Source organism: Candidatus Photobacterium acropomis, assembly GCF_030685555.1.
Classification (GTDB): domain Bacteria; phylum Pseudomonadota; class Gammaproteobacteria; order Enterobacterales; family Vibrionaceae; genus Photobacterium; species Photobacterium lucens.
Window position 1 is genome coordinate 1,216,985 of sequence record NZ_CP131609.1, and the last position, 23,163, is coordinate 1,240,147.

Here is a 23,163-nt window from a genome sequence, read left to right on the forward strand (position 1 = left end):
TTACTGTAGGGTCAAGGGCTGTTTTTGTTATTTATACTAATAAAAGTAAGGTAAGGGGATAAAGATGATTAATATTAGTGAAGTTGCTGAAAAAACAGGCTTATCAGCGAAAACAATTCGATTCTATGAAGCCAAAGGGGTTATTTCACCTGCACCGCGCGGCGCAAATGGTTACCGCTATTACAATCAAAACCATATTGCGGAGCTACTACTGATTAAGCGTTCACGGATGATTGGTTTTTCATTAGATGAATGTCGAGAATTGTTGGCTTTATCAACAGATTCTGGCCGTCAAAGTCGTGATGTGAAAGAAAAAGCTCAGCAGAAACTTAAAGAGATCGATAATAAAATTAATGAATTGCTGCAAATGAAGAAGACACTGGAAGCATTAACGGTGCAATGTCCAGGGGATAAAACGGCAAGGTGTCCGATTTTAGAAGGGTTAACGAAAGCAGAATAAGCAGGCGCTGCAGGAGTAGCGCCTATGCTTTGGTGATTTATGACTCACTGTCTGTCATTGCAAGCGTGCCATCATATGGGATCACCTGTAATTTAGGCTTTGGATGCGAGCCATACATGATTAATTCATCTTTATTTAAGCGTTCTATCGACAATTGATGCCAGAAACGTTTATTGACCATATTTAGGCTCTCAATGGCAGAGTCGGTGATCTTCTTAGTATGGTCTTCATTACTTGTCACTAAGATCGCAGCATTACCAAACGCATAAAAATACATGCCTTTTAATACGGTATAGCCATTATCTTGCTCTGGATCTGGGTAATCAATCAAGGTGTATTGACCAAATTTACAACTGCCAAATTGCTCATGTCCTGGTGTTATTAACTTATAGTTAAAGTCGCATCCCATGCCATTAATAATGGGAAATAGCATAAGAGCAACTAATGCCATGATCAGGTATTTAATTTTTTTCATGTAGCTTACCTGCTGAATCGATGAATACCGTGCCTTTGGCAGGCAAGTCTTTTGGTAACTTATTTAAGTTAAGCAGCTCAATGTTACCACAGATTTGCTGGTTATTAACGGATACACAAGGAGGCGATTGCCAGCTGCTTGTCCATAACCCAATCCAGGCTAGGACCGCAACAATACAAGCGGCGTAGCCAAATTTAGCCATTTTTGACAATGGGGTGATCACAACGACATTATCGTTGTCAGTATCTGGCTTGCTCGTTGTTGTTTCATCTTTATTGTTTGAAGCTAAAGATGGCGTGTCTTCCGCGATATAGTCAGCTTCAACCATGACTTCTGGTTGAATTTGATGTTGGATAAAGGTGTTCTTAGCGATAGTGAATCCAGCACCTTTAATAGTAATGATGATTTCATTTTTTGTTTTAAAGGCTTTACGCAGGTTCGCGATAGCTACGTTTAATGAATTAGGCACAACAACTTTATCAGGCCAGCCGATTTCTAATAATTTGTCTCGGCTGATGATCTCGCCACTATTATCGATTAAATATTGCAGTATCTTTGTTTCACTAGCACTTAGTTTCGTTGTTGTTTCAGGTGTAGAATAAGCGCTTTTTTGGGGTTCAAAGCTATCTTTACCCTGCTTATATATAATCATCGAGTTACCTATTCACTATCAATAAAAGACAATACGGTTTAAGCCGTGTCTTTTGTTATCTTTATCATTGTTATTATTTATAGTGCTAAATGTACTTATCTATATATTTAGATTGCTATAGATAAGGTGGATTCTTTTAGCGATTGGCAAGTCATTAATGAAGCATTCACTAACATGTATAGTGCTTCAGAAAAAACAAAAAACATTGTTTTTCTTTATTGCCTGCGCTGATGCTAACAAAAAAATTTATTTATGGAAGGGATAATAAAACGATTGAGAGCGGATTTGTGTGGATAAATTAACCTTGAATTGTTTTTTATACAGTTAAAGGATACTTAATTTGAACCTTTTTATATAAATCAATATAGCGATGATGTTGAATTTATCTTGTTGTATTTATTGGTTTTATATATTTTTATGTTGTTTTTTTATCTTTTTTTACCTCAATTTTTTGCGATAAAAGTGCTTCTATTTTTCTTTATTCCATTTTTTTTCTGAAAGCGGAAATTTTCAGAAGTCATTTTTTTGACGTTAGTGAAAAAACGCCAAATAATTGTGAACATCATTTTTTATTACTTGCCATAATGTCGGCTTAGTCACAAAATGCATCCCGTTCCTGACAAAACTGCTTTGCGTTACACATCAAAAAAACAGTGCGCACTTAAAGAAGCAGACAATAAGAAAAAGCTTATTAAAAAGTTTAAGCATTACTCAATGGAGTTAAACATGAAATTGAAATCTCTATCTCTATCTGTACTAGCAGCTTTATCTCTAGGTGTTGCTACATCTGCAATGGCAGCTGATGCAACTACTAGCACTACAGCTACTGCACCTGCACAAACAGCACCTGCTTACGATCAATCTGGTTTCTGGGTTGGTGGTGCACTAGGTATGGGTTACGTATCTAACAGCGATATTTCTAAGTTCCCTGGTTCTGCAAACGGTGAAGCACCAAGCGTTAAACTAGACGCTGGTTACGACTTCAACAAGTACTTCGGTATCTACGGTAGCTACGACTACATGCACGACCTAGGTAACGCAGACATGCACCTAGCAACTCTAGGTCTAAAAGGTAACCTACCTCTAACTCAAAAACTATCTGCGTTCGGTAAAGTTGGTGCAACTTACATCTACGCTGATAACAAGAACTTCGCAGACAACGCGCTACACATGAAGTCTGACAGCTTCTCACCAACAGCTGGTCTAGGTCTGTCTTACCAAATCACTCACGCACTATCTACTCAAATCGGTGCTGATTACTACCAAGACCTACGTACTTCACACGGTCACGCTGATCTAACTCAAGCGTACTGGGGTATGACTTACAAGTTCGGTCAACCAGCAACTCCAATGGTTGTTACTAACAACGTTGAAGTTGTTAAAGAAGTAGCTGTTGAGTCTCAAGTACCAACTCGTTCTTCTTACGTTCTACCATACCAAAATGGTCAAACTAAGCTAAACGACTACGGCCGTTACAACCTAGGTGAAGTGATTGCAACTATGCAAGCTAACCCAGAAGTTAACGCTCAAATCATCGGTCGTGCAGACAAAGTTGGTTCAGCTAAGATCAACGAAAAGATCTCTGCAGAGCGTGCTGCAAACGTTGCTAACTACCTAGAAGCTAACGGTATCGACGCATCTCGTCTAACTGTTTCTTCTGTAAGCTACAACGATCCAATCAAAACTGACGCTGCTACTAAGACTAACTACGTACAACGTTCAGTACAGATCATCCTTAAGTAATTAAGACTGATCGCATCTATCTAGCGTTTTCTCGCTAAGATAAATTCAATGCCGGTGAATTTTCACCGGCATTATTTTTCAAATCACATTCTCATTAGATCACTTTTAATAAGTCGCGCTATGCGGAGGGTCTTCTACGGTCTTCAATCAGCGATTTAATGAGACTGAAATTAAAAAGCATTTAGGGGTACTAATGAAAAAAGCAACGCTATGTTTACTAGCATTAATCACTATTTCATTAACCGGTTGTTTTTCTAATCAGCAATTAGATAAATCAGCACAAATGGTTGGTGGCTGGAAATTAAAGGGAGGCATTGAAATCCCTGGTATTACTAAGCGCCGTCCATCATTGAATATCGAACCTAATATGGAAGTTACAGGTTTTACCGGCTGTAATTTATTTAAAGGTAAAGTTGAACCTGATGGTGATTTCTCACTGCCAGCTGTAACACATAAGATGTGTTTGCCTGAGTTGGTTAAACAAGAGAACGAAATGCTTAATGTATTGCGTAGTGCAACCAGTATTGAAGTGATTAACAGCAGTTTAATCGTTGATGCTGGTGACAAGTTCCTTGTATTTGAAAAAACCAATGCAAGTTAATCAGTGAATATGATTTAATTTTATAATAGAGAGCCCAGCCATCGTGCTGGGCTTTTTCATACTCAAAAAGGATTGAAAATGTCAGTGTTCACACCAACTCAAGTTGTATTTACCCAAAACCAGTGGCAGATAGAAAGCCAAGTACTAATGATGCTCCCAAATAATGGGCTGTATTATGTTGTGACTCAATGTACGTCTTTTCATCCTATCAGTCATATCTGGCCTGATCATCCTGCTGATAAGGGGCAAATTAGCTTTGATGATCAGAGTATTGAGGTAATAGATTGTGTTGTTGGTGCCGTAGAGTTATCAACCCAAACGCTTTTTGTTGCTCAAGATATTCCGGTTAAGCGTGATACAGAAGGTTGGGTGTTTGTTGTTGTGCATGTCATTGCTACCAATGCCGCTTTGACAGTGGGTGATACCGTGACATTGACTGTGGATAAAGCCTATCAGCAAAGTTTGAGTCGTGGGCACAGTGCAGGCCATTTATCTTCATTGGCATTGAATAAAGTGCTTCATGAAGCATTTTGGCGCAAAGAGCCGAGTCGTAAAGATGAACTGGGCTATTACGATTTCCACAGCTACGCCCAAGAAAAAAGTGAAGTTACCCCAGATCTCAGCACAGATACTTATCGTTTAGGTAAGACATTACGTAAGCGTGGTTTAAACAGTGCCGAATTATTAACAGCCTTAGATGATGTAGCTATTAAAATGAATCAGCAGCTTTCACTGTGGTTAGCGTTAAAAACTCCTGTTGTAATGCGAAGAGAAGGTGAATACTTAACAGATTCTCGTTACTGGCAATGCGATCTTGCTCAAGAAGGGAGCCTTGAAATCCCGTGTGGAGGCACGCACGTTTCTTCATTAGCAGAATATTCTGCTATTACGGTGAGTTTTGAAGTGATTTCAGAGCAAGAAATTGTGATGCGGACAGAATGCATTAAAGCTTAAATATCGCTTTATTCTGCTGATTTGGATAAATTTAGCTAAATAATGAGTAAGATCTTGATTTGTAATATACTAGATCAGTGCGTAAATAACAGTAAATATAAGATTATTATATCGTTTAAAATCCAAATACAGCACATGTAACTTATGCTTTCGGGAAGTGTAATTATAAATATTCTTTTGATACCTGATCGCTGATCATCTTTGTTTTATACGATGATCACCACTTAGCTTGTTGATCATCACGAAGATCCTGTTTGGTGGTAAAATAGAGAAATGGTGTCTTACTGCACATAGTATTTTGTGAGCAAGATGAAATTCTATGATGGATGGAATTGTATTTTTTTATGACAGGCTCAATAATCTGACTGTCACATTATTGATGCGCTGAGGTTATAAGGCATGACAGATAAGGCTGATAATATTTGTCCGCAATGTAGCAGTATTTTAAGTTGGAAAAATCATGGCTATTTTTGTGATTTTTGCCAGCAAGAAGTGAAGAAAACGGTATTTTGCCCTGACTGTAATGAGCAATTAGAGAAGTTACAAGCTTGTGGCTCTGCGAGTTATTTTTGCAATCACTGTAACGAGTTAAAATCTAAATCTCGGGTAAAAGCACAGTTTAAAATGGGTACACAAGCTTAAATAAAGCGAGTGTAACGAGAGAAAGAAAAATGGCGCTGGTAGAAAGCGCCATTTTTATTACTAGATCTTAAAATTATTTGATCACGCTTGAGTGGATCTCGCCATCAGTTACTGTCGTGATTAAGGTATCCCCCGTTTTCACTTGGGAGGCTTTTCTTATTACGTCGCCTTGCTCATTTCGAGTAATGGAGTAACCACGCGCTAAGGTTGCCAGTGGACTGACGGTTTCCAATTTTTCTGCTGCCACTGATAATTTGTGGCGAACATTCAGCAGTTTCCTATCTAATGCATCATAGAGGCGCTGTTCACTACGTTCTAAATTTCGTTGTGCATTTTTTACCAATAAAGCAGGGGAGTAGAGCGAGAGTTTATAGTTATTATGCTCGATATGTTGCTGATGATTTTGCAGTTTTTTTGCCATTGCTTGGGTTAAACGCTGGCTTATCTCATCAAGATGTTGTTGTTGCAAATTTAGACGAAGCTGCGGATGCTGACGCTCTAAACGATGCTGTAACTGGGTTGTTTGACGTAGCGACTGTGACAAATACGTAGTGATCGCATGACGCAATTGTTGTCTTTTACGATCAAGCAGTTGTGTTTGGTGAGTCATATCACGACTGATCAATTCAGCGGCGGCAGAGGGGGTTGGCGCACGAAAATCGGCAACAAAATCTGCAATAGTCACGTCTACTTCGTGACCAACGGCACTCACGATCGGAATTTGGCTTGCAGCAATTGTACGTGCGACGATCTCTTCGTTAAACGCCCAAAGATCTTCTAATGAACCACCACCGCGACCAACAATTAACACATCACACTCTTGTCTTGTATTAGCGCGACCAATGGCTTGTGCAATAGATATTGCAGCGCCTTCACCCTGTACCATGGTTGGATAAATTACAATGGGCAGACTAGGATCTCGGCGCTGTAACACATGTAAAATATCGTGCAGCGCAGCACCTGTTTTTGAGGTAATGATCCCTACACGTTTAGGTTGCTCTGGCAGTGGCTTTTTCAACGATTGTGCAAATAAACCTTCTGCCGCAAGCGACATTTTTAGTTGTTCAAATTGCTGTTGAAGACGTCCATCACCTTCTGGCTGCATACTTTCAATGATCAGTTGGTAATCACCACGTGGTTCATACAATGATAGGCGTGCTTTAACTAAAACCTGATTACCGTTGCCGGGTTTAAAAGTGACGTGGCGATTGCTGCCTTTAAACATTGCGCATTTTACTTGGGCGCGTGCATCTTTAAGGGTGAAATACCAATGACCAGAAACGGGCATTGAAAAATTAGACAATTCACCAATCAACCATACCACGCCCATTTCATTTTCAAGAATAAGACGAACTTGAGCATTAAGGCTAGAAACGGTGTAAATACGGCTATTAGTTTGGCTTTGCGGGGAGAAAGTGGTCACTGGGAATGGTACCTGCTATCGAAGGAAGTAGAAGGCAGGCGGTCAAAATAAAACCGAATAAGTCATAAAACACACAGGCAGATCTATGGACAGATCTTGGCCGTATTTCCTTGACCGCATCACCGGATAGTTAACCGAAATATACTACTTATCAATCAAAAAGTGTCAAGAAAAAAAATAAAAAAAATTCTAGCCAAACGTTTGCTTCGTACGTATAATTCGACCGCAATATTTTATCCTTCTTTTAAAACCTATTCGGTGTGAGATATTGCAATGTTACGAATTAAACAAGAAGCTTTAACCTTCGATGATGTTTTGCTGGTTCCAGCCCATTCAACCGTTCTACCTAACACTGCCGATCTGCGCACTCAACTGACTAAAGATATTGCTCTAAATATCCCTATGGTGTCAGCGTCAATGGATACTGTGACTGAAGGTCGTCTTGCAATTGCCCTTGCGCAAGAAGGCGGTATTGGTTTCATTCACAAGAACATGTCTATTGAACAACAAGCGAATCAAGTTCGCATGGTGAAGAAGTTCGAAGCGGGTGTGGTTTCAGAGCCTGTTACTGTAAAGCCAACTGCAACCATTGCAGACGTTAAACGTTTAACTGAAGAAAATGGTTTTGCAGGTTACCCTGTCGTGACTGATAACAATGAACTAGTTGGTATTATCACTGGTCGTGACGTTCGCTTTGTGACAGATCTTTCAATGAAAGTTGAAGATGTTATGACATCTAAAACAGAGCTTGCTTCTGCAAAAGAAGGCGCATCACGTGAAGAAGTTGAAGCTATCATGCAACAACATCGCGTTGAAAAAGTGCTTCTTGTTGATGATGAATTCCGTCTAAAAGGCATGATCACAGCAAAAGACTTCCAAAAAGCAGAGCGTAAACCAAACGCATGTAAAGATGAGCGTGGTCGTTTACGTGTTGGTGCTGCTGTGGGCGCTGGCGCAGGTAATGAAGAGCGTGTTGCAGCACTGGTAGAAGCGGGTGTTGACGTATTGCTTATCGATTCTTCACACGGTCACTCTGAAGGTGTACTACAACGTATTCGTGAAACACGTGCGGCATTCCCTAATCTTCCAATCGTTGGTGGTAACGTAGCAACTGCTGAAGGTGCACGTGCACTGATTGAAGCTGGCGTAAGTGCAGTGAAAGTGGGTATTGGCCCTGGTTCAATTTGTACTACACGTATCGTGACAGGTGTAGGTGTACCACAAATTACAGCTATCTCAGAAGCGGCATCTGTTGCTGATCAATACGGTATTCCTGTTATTGCTGATGGTGGTATCCGTTTCTCTGGTGATATGTGTAAAGCGATTGCTGCTGGTGCATCATGTGTCATGGTTGGCTCAATGTTCGCAGGTACTGAAGAAGCACCGGGTGAAGTTGAACTGTACCAAGGCCGTGCATACAAATCTTACCGTGGCATGGGCTCACTAGGTGCGATGTCTAAAGGCTCTTCTGACCGTTACTTCCAAACAGATAACGCTGCTGACAAATTAGTACCAGAAGGTATTGAAGGCCGTGTGGCATACAAAGGTCACATGAAAGAGATCGTACACCAACAAATGGGTGGTTTACGTTCAAGCATGGGTTTAACTGGCTCTGCAACTATTGAAGATCTTCGTACTAAAGCTGAATTTGTACGCATTACTGGCGCAGGTATGAAAGAGTCACATGTACATGACGTGACTATCACTAAAGAAGCACCAAACTACCGTATGGGTTAATCGTTCATTCTGCTAATTAGAATTAACGAAAGTAATACAGAGCATCGGGAGCAGAATATCTGCTCCCAATCGATAAAAATTATTTGAGAACACTCACTAATGACCACGACCACTAATATTCATGATCAACGCATCCTTATTTTGGACTTTGGCTCGCAATACACACAGTTAATTGCACGTCGTATCCGTGAGATCGGTGTTTACTGTGAACTTTGGAGCTGGGATGTTGATGAAGCCGATATCCGTGAATTTGCGCCAAACGGTATTATTCTTTCTGGTGGTCCTGAAAGTGTAACGGAAGCCGGTTCTCCACGTGCACCACAATATGTATTTGAAGCAGGTGTACCTGTATTTGGTGTGTGCTACGGCATGCAAACCATGGCTGAGCAACTAGGTGGTAAAGTTGCTGGTTCATCTGAGCGTGAATTTGGTTACGCACAAGTTAAGATCGTTGAGCCAACACACTTCCTTGAAGGCATTCAAGACGCAGTAGCAGAAGACGGCACTGCATTAATGGATGTATGGATGAGCCACGGTGACAAAGTGGTAGAGATCCCATCTGATTTCGTGAAAGTTGCAGAAACTGAAACTTGTCCATTTGCAGCAATGGCAAATGAAGAGAAGCGTTTCTACGGCGTTCAGTTCCACCCAGAAGTAACGCACACCCGTCAAGGTATGAAGTTAATTGAAAACTTCGTCATGAACATTTGTGGTTGTGAAAAACTGTGGACGTCAGCAAACATTATTGAAGATGCTGTTGCACGTATTAAAGAGCAAGTAGGTGACGATGAAGTGATCCTTGGTCTTTCTGGTGGTGTTGATTCATCAGTGGTTGCGATGCTTATTCACCGTGCAATTGGCGACAAGCTAACGTGTGTATTTGTTGATAACGGTTTACTTCGTTTGAATGAAGGTCAGCAAGTAATGGACATGTTTGGTGATAAGTTCGGCCTAAACATTGTTCATGTACAAGCTGAAGATCGTTTCTTATCTGCACTTGCGGGTATTGCTGATCCTGAAGCGAAGCGTAAGAAAATTGGTCACGTATTCGTTGACGTATTTGATGAAGAATCTAAGAAACTATCAAATGCGAAGTGGCTAGCACAAGGTACAATTTACCCTGATGTGATTGAGTCTGCTGCATCGAAAACAGGTAAAGCGCACGTTATTAAATCTCACCATAACGTAGGTGGTTTACCAGACGATATGGAAATGGGTCTTGTTGAGCCATTAAAAGAGCTATTTAAAGATGAAGTACGTAAGATCGGTCTAGAGCTAGGCCTACCTTACAACATGCTTTATCGCCACCCATTCCCAGGTCCGGGTTTAGGTGTACGTGTACTTGGTGAAGTGAAGAAAGAGTACTGTGACTTACTACGTCGTGCTGATGCGATCTTCATTGAAGAGCTTCATAAAGCAGATCTTTACAATAAAGTATCACAAGCATTTACCGTATTCTTACCAGTTCGTTCTGTTGGTGTGATGGGTGACGGTCGTAAATATGATTGGGTTGTATCGCTACGTGCAGTAGAAACAATCGACTTTATGACAGCACACTGGGCACACCTGCCTTACGATTTCCTAGGTAAAGTATCGAACCGTATTATCAACGAAGTCGATGGTATTTCTCGCGTAGTTTACGATATTTCAGGTAAGCCACCTGCAACGATCGAATGGGAATAATCTTCTCCTGTAACTAAACGCTAGTTAACATTTTTGAAACCCTAATAAGTCATTTATTAGGGTTTTTTTATTGCTGTATTTGATATCGATATCCAATCACTTTTCTCCTCAATTTTCTCTTTTATGCTTAATTTGTTATCTAACTAATCAGTAAATCATCATTAGGTATAGTCATCAAACACCGATCTGTTTCAATTTGGATGACAGAATGTTTTGCTAAATAAAATATTATGTTGGTTTTTTGTTTACAGTTAATACTTATTTACAAAGTATTGTTATAACTTTTGGTTATTCGTTAGATGATGTCGCTTTTTTTTATTTTCTTTTCGATACAATCGTTCAACCTAAGTTCAGCAACATAATGCTGAAAGGAAAAACAATGAGATCTGCTTCAAAGTAGATCCACTATGCAGACACAATCAACATAGGGGCACGGAGTTGCCATGAACGAAAAAACATTGAATCAAGCGCCTAAGCCATCAAGCGCTATGGATAAGTTTTTAAATGGTATCGAGCGAGTAGGTAATAAGATCCCTGATCCTGCTTTGCTATTCTTCTGGGGTTTGATCGCAGTTTGGGTTCTTTCTGCGGTGATGTCTCAGTTTGACTTTGGTTTAGTTCACCCAGTTACACAACAAGTTGTACAAGTAAATAACCTATTAACGGGTGATGCATTAGCAAGTTTCCTTGCTAATATGGTGAAGAATTTCACAGGCTTTGCACCGCTAGGTATTGTACTTGTAGCAATGCTAGGTGTTGGTGTTGCTGAAGCATCTGGCTTTATTAATACCGGCCTTAAGAAAATGCTTAACGTTACGCCTGTTAAGCTACTTACACCTATGCTTATTCTTGTTGCTATTGTGTCTCACACCGCAGCAGATGCTGGTTATGTTCTGGTTATTCCACTAGGCGGTATTATTTTCCACGCTGCGGGTCGTCACCCATTAGCGGGTATTGCGGCAGCATTTGCTGGTGTATCAGGTGGTTTCTCAGCAAACTTTATTCCATCAGGTATTGACCCATTACTAGCAGGCTTTACGCAAGAAGCTGCACGTATTATGGATCCGGATTACATCGTAAACCCATTAGCGAACCTTATGTTCACGGGTCTATCATCATTTGTTATCGTGGGTATCGGTTGGTACATCACAGATAAGATCATTGAGCCTCGTCTAAGCAAAACAGCTATCGATGAAGATGCAGAAGAAGCACCTGATATGGGTTCTTTCACTGAACTTGAAAGTAAGGCATTTTCTTACGCAGGTTGGGCAATGGTAGCAGGTATTGTATTACTTGTTGCTGCGGTATGGCCTGAGTCATCACCACTGCGTTCGCCAACGGGTGAAATTGCGGCGTTCAATGCGCCAGTGATGCAGTCAATTGTTCCGCTAATCTTTATCCTGTTTGTGATCCCTGGGATCATCTACGGTAAAGTGGCTGGTACCTTTAAGCAAAGTAGCGATGTTATCAAAGCGATGTCTACCACAATGGCGGGTATGGCTGGCTTCATGGTAATGGTATTCTTCATTGCTCAGTTCCTAGTGGCGTTTACGCAATCTAACCTAGGTACATTACTAGCGCTATCTGGTGCACAGTTACTGCAAGAGATGAACTTACCGGGTCAGGTAACTATCGTTGGTATGATCCTACTAACAGCAAGTGTGAACTTATTGGTGGGCTCTGCATCAGCGAAATGGGCATTGATTGGTCCTATTATGGTTCCAATGCTAATGGCAGTAGGTATTTCTCCTGAGCTAACACAAGCTGCATACCGTGTAGGTGACTCTGTATCTAACATCATTTCACCTATGATGGTGTTCTTCCCACTGGTTGTTGTTTACATGCAACGTTATGTGAAGAGCTCTGGTATCGGTACGCTAGCGTCTATGATGATGCCATACTCAATTGCAATGCTAGTGGGTTGGACCATCTTCCTACTGGCTTACTGGGCGTTAGGTATTCCACTAGGTGTTCAAGCACCATACACTTACAGCTTATAATTTAAGTTACTGATAATTTAAATTTCAGCAGATAAAAGAAAAGCCTCGCTAAATATAGTGAGGCTTTTTTCTATTTAATGTTTGAAGATATTACGTAACTATTTTTTTAAACACGGATTTTAATTACTTGTTGAAGTGCTCTACGTGGAAGCGTAGGTGATCTTCAATAAATGTCGCCATGAAATAGTAGCTGTGGTCGTAACCATCTTGCATGCGGATCTCTACTGGGTAGTTATTCGCTTTAGCCGCTGCAGCTAGGCTCTCTGTACGTAATTGACCTTCAATGTAGAAGTTATCGTGAGTACCTTGATCAACTAGCATCGGTAGTTTTTGCTCAGCTTTACGCATTAGCTCACTTGAATCGTACTGTTTCCAGTTTTCAGTGTTGCTACCTAGGTAACCTGTAAATGCTTTTTGACCCCAAGGACAGTTCATTGGGTTAGCAATTGGGCTAAATGCGGATGCAGAAGTGAAACGCTCTGGGTTACGCATTGCAATCATTAATGCGCCGTGACCACCCATTGAGTGACCGCTGATCGCACGTTGCTCTGATACAGGGAAGTGCGCTTCAACAAGTGCTGGTAGTTCATTAACAATGTAATCGTACATGTTGTAATGACGGTTCCAAGGCGCTTCTGTTGCGTTTACGTAGAAGCCCGCACCTAGACCAAAGTCGTAGCTACCTGCTGGATCATCTTCAACACCTTCACCGCGAGGGCTAGTGTCTGGTGCTACAATCGCTACACCTAATTCTGCTGCGATACGTTGTGCTCCTGCCTTTTGCATGAAGTTTTCATCGGTACAAGTTAGACCTGATAACCAGTAAACCACAGGCACTTTTTGACCAGCAGCTGTTTGTGGTGGTAGGAAAATCGCAAAACGCATATCACAGTTAAGGACTTCTGAACGGTGCGTATATTGTTTATGCCAACCGCCAGCAGTTTTGTTACAGCTAATGTTTTCTAAAGGCATGGATATATTCTCTTAGTCAGATTAGGCGCAGAGATAGGGTACAGAAGATGACCTCTGCGCACATTTATTTATTATTATGTAATTATATTATTTGTCGAAGTGAATAATAGTACGGATACTCTTACCTTCGTGAAGCAAATCGAATGCTTCGTTGATCTTGTCTAGACCCATGTTGAATGAGATGAAGTCATCTAACTGGAACTCACCCGCCATGTAACGATCTACGATACCTGGAAGCTCTGAACGGCCTTTAACGCCACCGAATGCAGAACCACGCCATACACGACCCGTTACTAGTTGGAATGGACGAGTAGAGATCTCTTGACCTGCACCTGCAACACCAATGATCACAGACTCACCCCAACCTTTGTGACAACACTCAAGTGCAGAACGCATCACGTTTACGTTACCGATACATTCGAATGAGTAGTCAACACCACCGTCAGTCATCTCAACGATCACTTCTTGGATTGGTTTGTCGAATTTCATTGGGTTGATACAATCAGTTGCACCTAGTTTACGTGCTAATTCGAATTTCTCTTCGTTGATATCAACAGCAATGATGCGGCTTGCTTTAGCCATTGTTGCACCAATGATAGCTGCTAGACCGATACCACCAAGACCGAATACAGCAACAGTGCTACCTTCTTCAACTTTAGCAGTGTTTAGTACCGCACCCATACCTGTTGTTACACCACAACCTAGTAGACATACTTCTTCTAGCGGTGCTTCTTTGCTGATTTTCGCTAGTGAAATCTCAGGAAGAACCGTGTACTCAGAGAAAGTTGAACAACCCATGTAGTGGAAGATAGGTTGACCATCTTTGTAGAAACGCGTTGTGCCGTCTGGCATTAGGCCTTTACCTTGTGTCTCACGTACCGCTTGACATAGGTTTGTTTTACCAGACTTACAGTATTTACATTCACCACATTCTGCAGTGTAAAGTGGGATAACGTGATCACCAACTTCTAGACCTGTTACACCTTCACCAACCATTTCAACAATACCGCCGCCTTCGTGACCAAGGATTGCTGGGAAGATACCTTCTGGATCGTCGCCTGATAGAGTGAATGCGTCAGTGTGACATACGCCAGTAGCAATGATGCGAACTAACACTTCACCTTTACGAGGAAGCATTACATCAACTTCTTCGATTGATAGTGGTTGGTTTGGACCCCATGCAACAGCTGCTTTTGATTTGATAAATTTGTCAGTCATTATTTTTCTCTTCTAATTTTTGCTACGTCGTTTTATATCTGCGTAGTGATTAATTCGGTGGAATCGAAAATTTCTCTCTCTCGATTCGATGGAGACTATTGTATTTATTTCTGGATAAATGATAATTAGGTTAAGTTGCAAATAACTTTTACCTAGCGGTAATAATGTTTGTTGGTATCAAAGTGTAGGTAAGTAAGATGTTCCAATGGGAAGGCGTGACTGAGTTTGTTGCGGTAGCTGAGACAGAAAGCTTTACAGCAGCATCGAAACGATTAGGCATTTCAACGGCGCAAGTGAGTCGACAAGTCAGTGCGTTAGAAAATCGATTGAATACGAAACTGTTCTACCGTACGACCAGAAAGGTATCGTTGACGGAAGAAGGCAGTGTCTATTACCAACATTGTCGTCAGGTATTAGATGGTTTAGAAGAAGCAGAGCGCGCACTGAGTAACTTGCGTGGCACACCTCAAGGCTTAATTAAGTTAACAGCACCTGTGACGTACGGCGAAAAATACATCATGCCGTTGGTGAACGACTTTATGCTGCAATACCCAGAGCTTGAAGTGAATATTGATTTAACCAACCGTCAGGTCGATCTCGTTGAAGGTAGCTTTGACTTGGCAATCCGTCTTGGTCGTTTAACCAGTTCATCTATGATGGCTAAGCGTTTAACCACGCGTACTATGTATGTGTGTGCTTCGCCTGCGTATTTAGCAAAATTTGGTGTACCGCATTCTCTCTCTGAATTACGTCATCATAATTGTTTGATTGGTAACCTCGACCATTGGCGTTTCCAAGAATCAGGTAAAGAGAAAAGTGTTCGTGTGTCGGGTAACTTAAATTGTAATAGTGGTTATGGCTTACGTGATGCGGTACTCAAAGGGATCGGTATTGCGCAATTACCTGACTATTATATTGATAAAGACTTAGACTCAGGTGCGATTGTGCCGATCTTGACGAATTACCAAGAGCCAGAAGAAGGTATTTGGGCGTTATATCCACATAACCGCCACTTATCACCAAAGGTACGTATGCTGGTAGACTTCTTAGCAGAAGAGTTACCTAAAATTAGTCATTATGACGTGTAAGTAGAACAGTAAACGTAATCGAAAGTATAAGTAATGACGATTCAAATAGAGCACAATGACGAATTCTTTATGCGTCGTGCAATGGAATTAGCCACTAAAGCTGAAGAAGAAGGCGAAGTGCCTGTTGGGGCGGTGGTTGTTCATAATGGTCAGGTTGTCGGTGAAGGCTGGAACCGATCGATTGGACAACATGATGCAACCGCCCATGCTGAGATCATGGCATTGCGCCAAGCGGGTAAAGTGCTAGAAAATTACCGCTTATTAGATACTACCGTATATGTCACTTTAGAGCCTTGCCCTATGTGTGCCGGTGCTATGGTACATAGCCGAGTAGGGAAAGTGGTGTATGGCGCAGACGATCTAAAAACAGGCGCTGCAGGTAGTACTATGAACTTACTCAGTTATGAAGGTGTGAATCATCATGTTGGGTTAGTGTCTGGTGTCTTAGCGGATGAATGTCGAGCACAACTGCAAGCGTTCTTTAAACGTCGTCGAGCAGAGAAAAAGGCAGCGAAGCAATTAGCTAAACAGCAAGCTGAAAATAATGACTCAATTGAGTAAGCCGCTCTTATCTAGATAAAGAAAAGCTCAGATTTAATCTGAGCTTTTTTGTGTCTTTATTCTGAGGTTGTGGCAGCAACAGCACCGGAGGTTGTCGATTCGGCACTTGAGACTTTCTTCGATGTCTGTGCCGCTGCTGATGGTTTAGATTGTTGGGTAATCGGTGCGGTGATGGTTTGTAAGCCATCCACAATCTCTACATCATCACCATCATGGGCATTACTATGGGTTTGTTCAAAACCAATGATGCTTTGATAGTAACGACGAATACCTTCAACATAGTTCACCGCTTCCGTACCACGGGCATAACCGTAACGGGTTTGGGTGTAATACTTACGCTGCTGTAATAATGGTAAACGCTGTTTAACATCAGCCCATGTATCAGGGTTGCCGTTTTGCGCTTTAGTTAAGCGGCGGGCATCCATCATATGTCCAAAGCCAATATTATAAGAGGCAAGGGCAAACCACACTTTCTCATGGCTATTGATACTGTCAGGAACACGAGCGATCATCTTACGTAGATACTCTGTACCACCTCGGATACTTTGCTCTGGATCTAAACGATCAGTCACGCCAACAGATTTCGCTGTTGGATTAGTGAGCATCATCATGCCGCGAACCCCTGTTGGAGATACCGCTTGTGGGTTCCAGTGAGATTCTTGATACGCTAATGCTGCAATTAAACGCCAGTCAAACTCATTGGCATACTTCTTAAATAGCCCTTGCCATTTAGGTAGTTTGTCATCCAAAGCGCGTAAGAAGGCACGGGTATCAACGTAGTCAAATTGCTCTACATGACCAAAGTATTTTTCTTCTAATTGCGCTAACTCACCGGTTTGCTTTAAATGACCAAAAAACTCGATCAATAACGCATACAGGCTATCGTTGTTGCTGTCTTTAACAAACCAGCTAATTGGTTCATCTTCTGTAAGCTCAAGTGCAATGGCAATTTCTGGGTGAGTACGCTGCAATAGTGCAACATCGACAGAATCTGCAACCGTGTAATCAAGCTCACCATTGGCCACTTTACGGAGTAGATCGTCAATATCGGTTTCTTTGATCGATTGCCAAGTCAGATTGGGGTATTTCTTTTTCAGCTCTTCCAATTGACGTTCATGACTAGAGCTAGCGACGACCGCTAAAGAACGGTGAGTGTTAGCGAGCTCTTCTAGATCACGGGGACGACGTTTGCCTTTTTTATACACCACCACTTGGCTCGCGTAATAATAAGCAGGCGCTGGGTGGAAGCCATCAAGACGTTGAGGCGTTACGGTTAAGCCCGCAGCCACAATATCGACATCACCGTTTTTAAGTGCAGGGAATAAGCCTGATAGGGTAAACATGGTTTGCATTTCCAGTTTTACACCTAATTCTTTGGCAAAACGCTGTGCTAGCTCGTAATCAAGCCCGGTTGGGCCATCTGCACCAATATAATAGGACAGTTGATTGTTTAATGTCCCTACACGTAATACACCGCTTTCGCGAATGCGCTCTAAAGCATCTTGTGGTTTATCTTGCCACTGGCAACCACTTAACAGCAGAGTAAACATCAGCGATATAACTAAACGGTACATCTTGGTAAGAGAGTGGAGATATATCAACAACACAGACCTATTCTAAAAATGAGCTGCCATTTATATCAAAGAGGAAGAAACCGGAAAAGCCGAACCGGAAACTTGAGTGTGATAATTCATGGATTGATACAAAAAAACGAACATCAATTGATTTATCGGTTATTTTTTGCTCAAAAAATCATGTTAATGTCAAAATTACTGATAATTTGCTGATGATTGAAAAAAAAACACGCAAACGGTTGCGTCAGGTGTTACGTCACAAAAAAAAATCCCTTATACTGCGCAGGTGCTAAAGCTTTAACTCGTGAATGAGTTAAAAAACAGGGATGAGTAAGAGGTGACATTGACGTAATTCAGCCAACATTTGTTGGGGATTAGGCCAATATCACTTTTCTTTAACTGCTAATCGAGAGACGTTTGCACATGGAAATTTTGCGTGGTTCACCCGCTCTGTCTGAGTTTCGCGTTAATAAGCTACTAGAGCGTTGTCGTGAATTCGATCTGCCTGTGTCAGGTATTTATGCTGAGTTTATGCACTTTGCTGATGTATCTGCTGCCCTTACTGCTGATGAGCATAGCAAACTAGCGAGTCTTCTTACTTACGGTCCAACGATTGCAGAGCATGAGCCATGCGGTACGTTGTTACTGGTTACACCTCGTCCAGGAACCATTTCTCCTTGGTCTTCAAAATCGACTGATATTGCACGTAACTGTGGCTTACAAAGCATTAAACGTCTTGAGCGTGGTACGGCATATTACATCCAATCAAGCAGTGCACTTTCTGCCGCACAATTAGAGCAAGTTAAAGCCTTAATTCATGACCGAATGATGGAAGTGGTCATGGATCAATTTGAATCGGCTGTTGCTTTATTTAAGCAAGCAGAGCCAGCGCCTGTGAAAAGTGTTGATATTCTTGCTGGTGGCCGTAAAGCCCTTGAAGATGCCAATATCACTCTTGGTTTAGCATTAGCAGAAGATGAAATTGACTACTTAGTAGAAAACTTCACTAAGCTTGGCCGTAATCCAAATGACATTGAATTAATGATGTTTGCCCAAGCGAACTCTGAGCACTGTCGTCATAAAATCTTTAATGCAGATTGGACAATTGACGGTGTTGCGCAAGAAAAATCATTGTTCAAGATGATCAAAAACACCTACGAGAAAAACCATGACTACGTATTGTCAGCATACAAAGACAATGCAGCAGTAATGGAAGGCTCTAAAGTAGGGCGTTTCTTCCCAGATCCTGACTCTCGTCAATACAACTACCACCATGAAGATACCCATATCTTAATGAAGGTGGAAACTCACAACCACCCAACTGCCATTTCGCCATGGCCGGGCGCATCAACAGGCTCTGGTGGTGAGATCCGTGATGAAGGCGCAACGGGTATTGGCGGTAAACCAAAAGCAGGTTTAGTTGGTTTTACGGTATCTAACCTAAAAGTACCGGGCTTTGAGCAGCCTTGGGAAACCGATTTTGGTAAGCCTGAGCGTATTGTGACAGCACTTGATATCATGCTTGAAGGTCCACTTGGTGGCGCGGCATTTAATAATGAGTTTGGTCGTCCAAACCTATTAGGCTACTTCCGTACTTACGAAGAAAAAGTGACTTCTCATGCAGGTGAAGAGATCCGTGGTTACCATAAGCCGATCATGATCGCTGGTGGTATGGGTAATATTCGTGCTGAACACGTACAGAAAAAAGAAATTCCAGTTGGAGCGAAGCTAATCGTGTTGGGTGGCCCTGCAATGAATATTGGTCTTGGTGGTGGTGCTGCATCATCAATGGCATCGGGTCAATCGGCAGAAGATTTAGATTTTGCATCTGTACAGCGTGAAAACCCAGAAATGGAGCGTCGCTGTCAGGAAGTGATCGACCGTTGTTGGCAAATGGGTGACGCCAACCCAATCGCCTTTATTCACGATGTAGGTGCGGGCGGTATTTCAAACGCATTACCTGAGCTTGTTGATGATGGTGAGCGTGGCGGTAAATTCCAATTACGTGATGTGCCGAACGATGAACCAGGTATGAGCCCACTAGAGATTTGGTGTAACGAGTCTCAAGAGCGTTATGTATTAGCGGTAGCCGCTGAGAACATGGCTGCGTTTGACGCAATTTGTAAGCGTGAGCGTGCACCGTATGCGGTTGTAGGTGAAGCAACAGAAGAGCGTCACTTAACCCTAGAAGATAGTCATTTCGACAATACGCCAATTGATATGCCTATGGATATCTTATTGGGTAAAGCGCCGAAGATGCACCGTGATGTGAAATCACAAAAAGTTGAAGGTCAGGCTATTGATCGTAGTGGCATTGATCTAGCTGAAGCAACCCAACGTATCCTACGCTTGCCTGCTGTTGCTGAGAAAACCTTCCTTATTACTATTGGCGATCGCACGGTAACAGGTTTAGTTGCACGTGATCAGATGGTCGGCCCTTGGCAGGTACCTGTTGCTAACTGTGCGGTAACAGCAGCAAGTTATGACAGCTACCACGGTGAAGCAATGGCAATGGGTGAGCGTACACCTGTAGCACTGCTTGATTTTGGCGCTTCGGCTCGTCTAGCGGTAGGCGAGGCGGTAACGAATATTGCTTGTAGTGATATTGGTGATATGAAGCGTATTAACCTATCTGCTAACTGGATGTCACCAGCAGGTCACCCAGGTGAAGATGCAGGTTTATATGAAGCCGTGAAAGCTGTCGGTGAAGAGCTATGTCCTGCGCTAGGTCTAACTATTCCAGTTGGTAAAGACTCAATGTCAATGAAGACCAAGTGGCAACAAGACGGTGAAGAGAAAGAAGTGACGTCACCATTATCGCTGATCATCACTGCATTTGGTCGTGTTGAAGATGTTCGTAAAACTGTGACACCTCAGCTGCGCACAGATAAAGGTGATACAAGCCTGTTATTAGTTGATTTAGGGTGTGGTAAAAACCGCCTAGGTGCAACGGCACTGGCGCAGGTTTACAAACAACTTGGTGATAAGCCAGCAGATGTTGATAGCCCTGAATTACTAAAAGGCTTCTTCTACGCAATGCAATCTCTAGTACGTGATGAAAAACTACTGGCGTACCACGACCGTGGTGATGGTGGTTTATATGTAACGTTAGCGGAAATGGCATTTGCAGGCCACACGGGGGTTGAAGTTGATATCAATACAAGCGGTGAAGATGCCATTGATGATGTGCTAGCAAGCCTATTTAATGAAGAGTTAGGCGCTGTTATTCAAGTACGTACTGATGATCTTGATTTGGTTCAGTCGGTACTGGCTGCGAATGGTCTTGAAGCATGTAGTCATGTAATTGGTACCGTAGTTGAAGAAGATGTGGTGCGTATCTGGAATGGTAACGATTTAGTACTAGAGCAAAACCGTACCGAACTTCGTGCTGTATGGGCTGAAACTACTTACCAAATGCAAGCGATGCGTGATAACCCAGCGGGTGCATTACAAGAGTTTGAAGCGAAGAAAGATACCCAAGATCCAGGTCTAAATGTGAAGCTAACATTTGATATTAATGAAGATGTCGCGGCTCCATTTATTGCTCCTGCTATTAACCTTGGCGCGAAACCACAAATGGCGATTTTACGTGAGCAAGGGGTTAACTCTCACGTTGAAATGGCGGCAGCATTTGACCGTGCCGGCTTTGATGCGAAAGATGTTCACATGAGTGACATTCTAGCGGGTAACGTGAAACTTGATGGTTTCAACGGTTTAGTTGCATGTGGTGGTTTCTCATACGGTGACGTATTAGGTGCAGGTGAAGGTTGGGCGAAATCAATCCTGTTTAACAACATGGCACGTGATCAGTTTGAAGCTTTCTTTAATCGTAACGATACCTTAGCGTTAGGTGTGTGTAATGGTTGTCAGATGATGTCTAACCTACGCGACTTAATTCCAGGTGCTGATTTATGGCCGCGTTTCGTCCGCAATGAATCAGAGCGTTTTGAAGCACGCTTTAGCTTAGTGGAAGTACAACAAAGCCCATCATTATTCTTTAATGAAATGGTTGGCTCTCACATGCCAATTGCGGTATCTCACGGTGAAGGTCGTGTTGAAGTACGTAATGCGGAGCACCTAGCCGCGCTAGAGCAAGCAGATACAGTCGCACTTCGTTACATCGATAACTACGGCAAACTAACAGAGCAATACCCGGCGAACCCGAATGGTTCACCAAACGGTATTACTGGTGTAACCACCACCGATGGTCGTGTAACGATTATGATGCCGCACCCTGAGCGTGTATTTAGAACTGTTGCGAACTCATGGCACCCAGATGACTGGAGTGAAAATAGCCCATGGATGCGTATGTTTAGAAATGCACGTGTCAATATTGGTTAAAAATACATTTGCTTAACATAATGAGACCGCCCGAAAGGGCGGTTTTTTTGTTCTATTTGAGTGATTATTCGATGTTTGTTTCCATTGTTGATAATAATCACATTAAAAAATGAAAAGGGAGGGTTATAATTGCGAAAATAGGATGTAATGGAAATACTATTTCCCAAAAGGAATTATTAATGGGGCAGGATATACCCACACCAATGCGTTTACGTATTGCATCGAAAATACTGGCATTGCTTGTTGCATTAAGTCTTTTTCGTCAGGCAAATTTATTTGAACATTTCTTTAGTGACTCACCGATCGCTATCGTACCCGACATTATTCTTTGTCTTGTTTTCATTTCTGGTCTCCTTGCTTGCATTGGATTATTCAAGGAAGCGAAATGGGGTTTTTTCCCATTGTATTTTTATATTCCAGCGACAACGATGTTTTTAAAACTTAGTTTTATTCCTTATCTTCCTGATTTAGTGCCGATTACATATCGTGGACATACTATCTTAGCGATAAATAGCTTAGTGCTGATTTATTCTGTTTTTTTATTATTACGACGAATGGATAGAAACCTGATATATGAAGTTTAAAGAGACTTAAATTTAGAGATGGGATCTGTAATAATGAGTTTAATTAAATCAGTTGGTTGAAAGTAATTTTATGACTTCAGCTATGTAAAGGATGATGATGATGAAAAAGATTGAAGCCATTATTAAGCCATTTAAGCTTGATGACGTGCGTGAAGCACTAGCAGAAGTGGGTATTACTGGCATGACCGTTTCTGAAGTGAAAGGATTTGGACGTCAGAAAGGGCATACCGAGCTATACCGTGGTGCTGAATACATGGTTGATTTTCTACCGAAAGTAAAAATTGAAATTGTTGTGTGCGACGAAGTGGCAGAGCAGTGTATTGATACTATCGTAGAAACAGCACAAACAGGTAAGATTGGTGATGGTAAGATCTTCATGTTTGATATTGAGCGCGTGGTACGTATTCGTACTGGTGAAGAAGACGAAGACGCAATCTAATACCATTTACAAGATT

General features: G+C 41.9%; 19 protein-coding genes. 13 read left to right on the forward strand and 6 right to left on the reverse strand.

Features of this window, described 5'->3' with window-relative positions; all coding sequences use genetic code 11:
• The first annotated feature begins 64 nt into the window (after positions 1 to 64).
• Positions 65 to 460 carry a Cu(I)-responsive transcriptional regulator gene (gene cueR, locus Q7657_RS12670; RefSeq protein ID WP_107164826.1) on the forward strand — a complete coding sequence of 132 codons (396 nt, stop codon included), beginning with the start codon at positions 65 to 67 and terminating at the stop codon, positions 458 to 460.
• A gap of 37 nt (positions 461 to 497) precedes the next feature.
• Here the strand turns inward: cueR and Q7657_RS12675 are convergent, their stop codons facing one another.
• Both Q7657_RS12675 and Q7657_RS12680 read right to left on the reverse strand, forming a co-directional pair.
• Positions 498 to 935 carry a hypothetical protein gene (locus Q7657_RS12675; RefSeq protein WP_053988626.1) on the reverse strand — a complete coding sequence of 146 codons (438 nt, stop codon included), beginning with the start codon at positions 933 to 935 and terminating at the stop codon, positions 498 to 500.
• Positions 922 to 1,587, reverse strand: coding sequence for a winged helix-turn-helix domain-containing protein (locus Q7657_RS12680; RefSeq protein ID WP_107164827.1), 666 nt, complete (start codon positions 1,585 to 1,587; stop codon positions 922 to 924). The genes Q7657_RS12675 and Q7657_RS12680 overlap by 14 nt, the downstream gene beginning before the upstream one ends.
• A gap of 726 nt (positions 1,588 to 2,313) precedes the next feature.
• On the opposite strand from Q7657_RS12680, the gene Q7657_RS12685 reads away from it, so the two are divergent.
• The 4 genes from Q7657_RS12685 (at position 2,314) to Q7657_RS12700 (ending at position 5,527) form a co-directional block, all read left to right on the forward strand.
• Positions 2,314 to 3,330, forward strand: a complete 1,017-nt coding sequence (locus Q7657_RS12685) for an OmpA family protein (protein ID WP_107165198.1) — start codon at positions 2,314 to 2,316, stop codon at positions 3,328 to 3,330.
• 193 nt (positions 3,331 to 3,523) lie between these two features.
• A complete protein-coding gene (locus Q7657_RS12690; protein WP_008986331.1) occupies positions 3,524 to 3,931 on the forward strand; it encodes an META domain-containing protein in 408 nt (135 codons plus the stop codon).
• A 78-nt stretch (positions 3,932 to 4,009) separates the two neighbouring features.
• Positions 4,010 to 4,885 carry a metal-dependent hydrolase gene (locus tag Q7657_RS12695; RefSeq protein WP_107164828.1) on the forward strand — a complete coding sequence of 292 codons (876 nt, stop codon included), beginning with the start codon at positions 4,010 to 4,012 and terminating at the stop codon, positions 4,883 to 4,885.
• 399 nt (positions 4,886 to 5,284) lie between these two features.
• Positions 5,285 to 5,527, forward strand: coding sequence for a zinc ribbon domain-containing protein (locus tag Q7657_RS12700; RefSeq protein ID WP_053988622.1), 243 nt, complete (start codon positions 5,285 to 5,287; stop codon positions 5,525 to 5,527).
• 73 nt (positions 5,528 to 5,600) lie between these two features.
• Here the strand turns inward: Q7657_RS12700 and xseA are convergent, their stop codons facing one another.
• Entirely contained in the window at positions 5,601 to 6,950 is a 1,350-nt protein-coding gene (gene xseA / locus Q7657_RS12705) for an exodeoxyribonuclease VII large subunit (protein ID WP_107164829.1), read from the reverse strand.
• Positions 6,951 to 7,223: 273 nt separating this feature from the next.
• Between xseA and guaB the strand changes: the two genes are divergently transcribed.
• The 3 genes from guaB (at position 7,224) to Q7657_RS12720 (ending at position 12,370) form a co-directional block, all read left to right on the forward strand.
• A complete protein-coding gene (gene guaB, locus Q7657_RS12710) occupies positions 7,224 to 8,687 on the forward strand; it encodes an IMP dehydrogenase (RefSeq protein WP_107164830.1) in 1,464 nt (487 codons plus the stop codon).
• Positions 8,688 to 8,786: 99 nt separating this feature from the next.
• Positions 8,787 to 10,370 carry a glutamine-hydrolyzing GMP synthase gene (gene guaA, locus Q7657_RS12715; protein WP_107164831.1) on the forward strand — a complete coding sequence of 528 codons (1,584 nt, stop codon included), beginning with the start codon at positions 8,787 to 8,789 and terminating at the stop codon, positions 10,368 to 10,370.
• A gap of 443 nt (positions 10,371 to 10,813) precedes the next feature.
• Positions 10,814 to 12,370: an AbgT family transporter gene (locus tag Q7657_RS12720; protein ID WP_053988618.1), complete on the forward strand. Its 1,557-nt coding sequence runs from the start codon at positions 10,814 to 10,816 to the stop codon at positions 12,368 to 12,370.
• A gap of 123 nt (positions 12,371 to 12,493) precedes the next feature.
• Here the strand turns inward: Q7657_RS12720 and fghA are convergent, their stop codons facing one another.
• Positions 12,494 to 13,342 carry an S-formylglutathione hydrolase gene (fghA, locus tag Q7657_RS12725; RefSeq protein WP_053988617.1) on the reverse strand — a complete coding sequence of 283 codons (849 nt, stop codon included), beginning with the start codon at positions 13,340 to 13,342 and terminating at the stop codon, positions 12,494 to 12,496.
• Positions 13,343 to 13,429: 87 nt separating this feature from the next.
• Positions 13,430 to 14,560, reverse strand: coding sequence for an S-(hydroxymethyl)glutathione dehydrogenase/class III alcohol dehydrogenase (locus Q7657_RS12730; RefSeq protein ID WP_008986339.1), 1,131 nt, complete (start codon positions 14,558 to 14,560; stop codon positions 13,430 to 13,432).
• Between the two features lie 197 nt (positions 14,561 to 14,757).
• On the opposite strand from Q7657_RS12730, the gene Q7657_RS12735 reads away from it, so the two are divergent.
• Positions 14,758 to 15,648: a LysR substrate-binding domain-containing protein gene (locus Q7657_RS12735; RefSeq protein WP_107164832.1), complete on the forward strand. Its 891-nt coding sequence runs from the start codon at positions 14,758 to 14,760 to the stop codon at positions 15,646 to 15,648.
• A 33-nt stretch (positions 15,649 to 15,681) separates the two neighbouring features.
• Positions 15,682 to 16,209 carry a tRNA adenosine(34) deaminase TadA gene (gene tadA / locus Q7657_RS12740; RefSeq protein WP_107164833.1) on the forward strand — a complete coding sequence of 176 codons (528 nt, stop codon included), beginning with the start codon at positions 15,682 to 15,684 and terminating at the stop codon, positions 16,207 to 16,209.
• Positions 16,210 to 16,265: 56 nt separating this feature from the next.
• Here the strand turns inward: tadA and mltF are convergent, their stop codons facing one another.
• Positions 16,266 to 17,759: a membrane-bound lytic murein transglycosylase MltF gene (gene mltF, locus Q7657_RS12745; protein ID WP_498827391.1), complete on the reverse strand. Its 1,494-nt coding sequence runs from the start codon at positions 17,757 to 17,759 to the stop codon at positions 16,266 to 16,268.
• A gap of 447 nt (positions 17,760 to 18,206) precedes the next feature.
• Here mltF and purL point away from each other — a divergent pair, with 447 nt between their 5' ends.
• The 3 genes from purL to glnB all read left to right on the forward strand — a co-directional run bounded on the left by purL (position 18,207) and on the right by glnB (position 23,147).
• Positions 18,207 to 22,124, forward strand: a complete 3,918-nt coding sequence (gene purL, locus Q7657_RS12750; protein WP_107164835.1) for a phosphoribosylformylglycinamidine synthase — start codon at positions 18,207 to 18,209, stop codon at positions 22,122 to 22,124.
• A gap of 179 nt (positions 22,125 to 22,303) precedes the next feature.
• Complete coding sequence (locus Q7657_RS12755) at positions 22,304 to 22,708, forward strand: hypothetical protein (protein WP_053988613.1); 405 nt, start codon at positions 22,304 to 22,306, stop codon at positions 22,706 to 22,708.
• A 100-nt stretch (positions 22,709 to 22,808) separates the two neighbouring features.
• Entirely contained in the window at positions 22,809 to 23,147 is a 339-nt protein-coding gene (glnB, locus tag Q7657_RS12760; protein ID WP_008986345.1) for a nitrogen regulatory protein P-II, read from the forward strand.
• Positions 23,148 to 23,163: the final 16 nt, after the last annotated feature.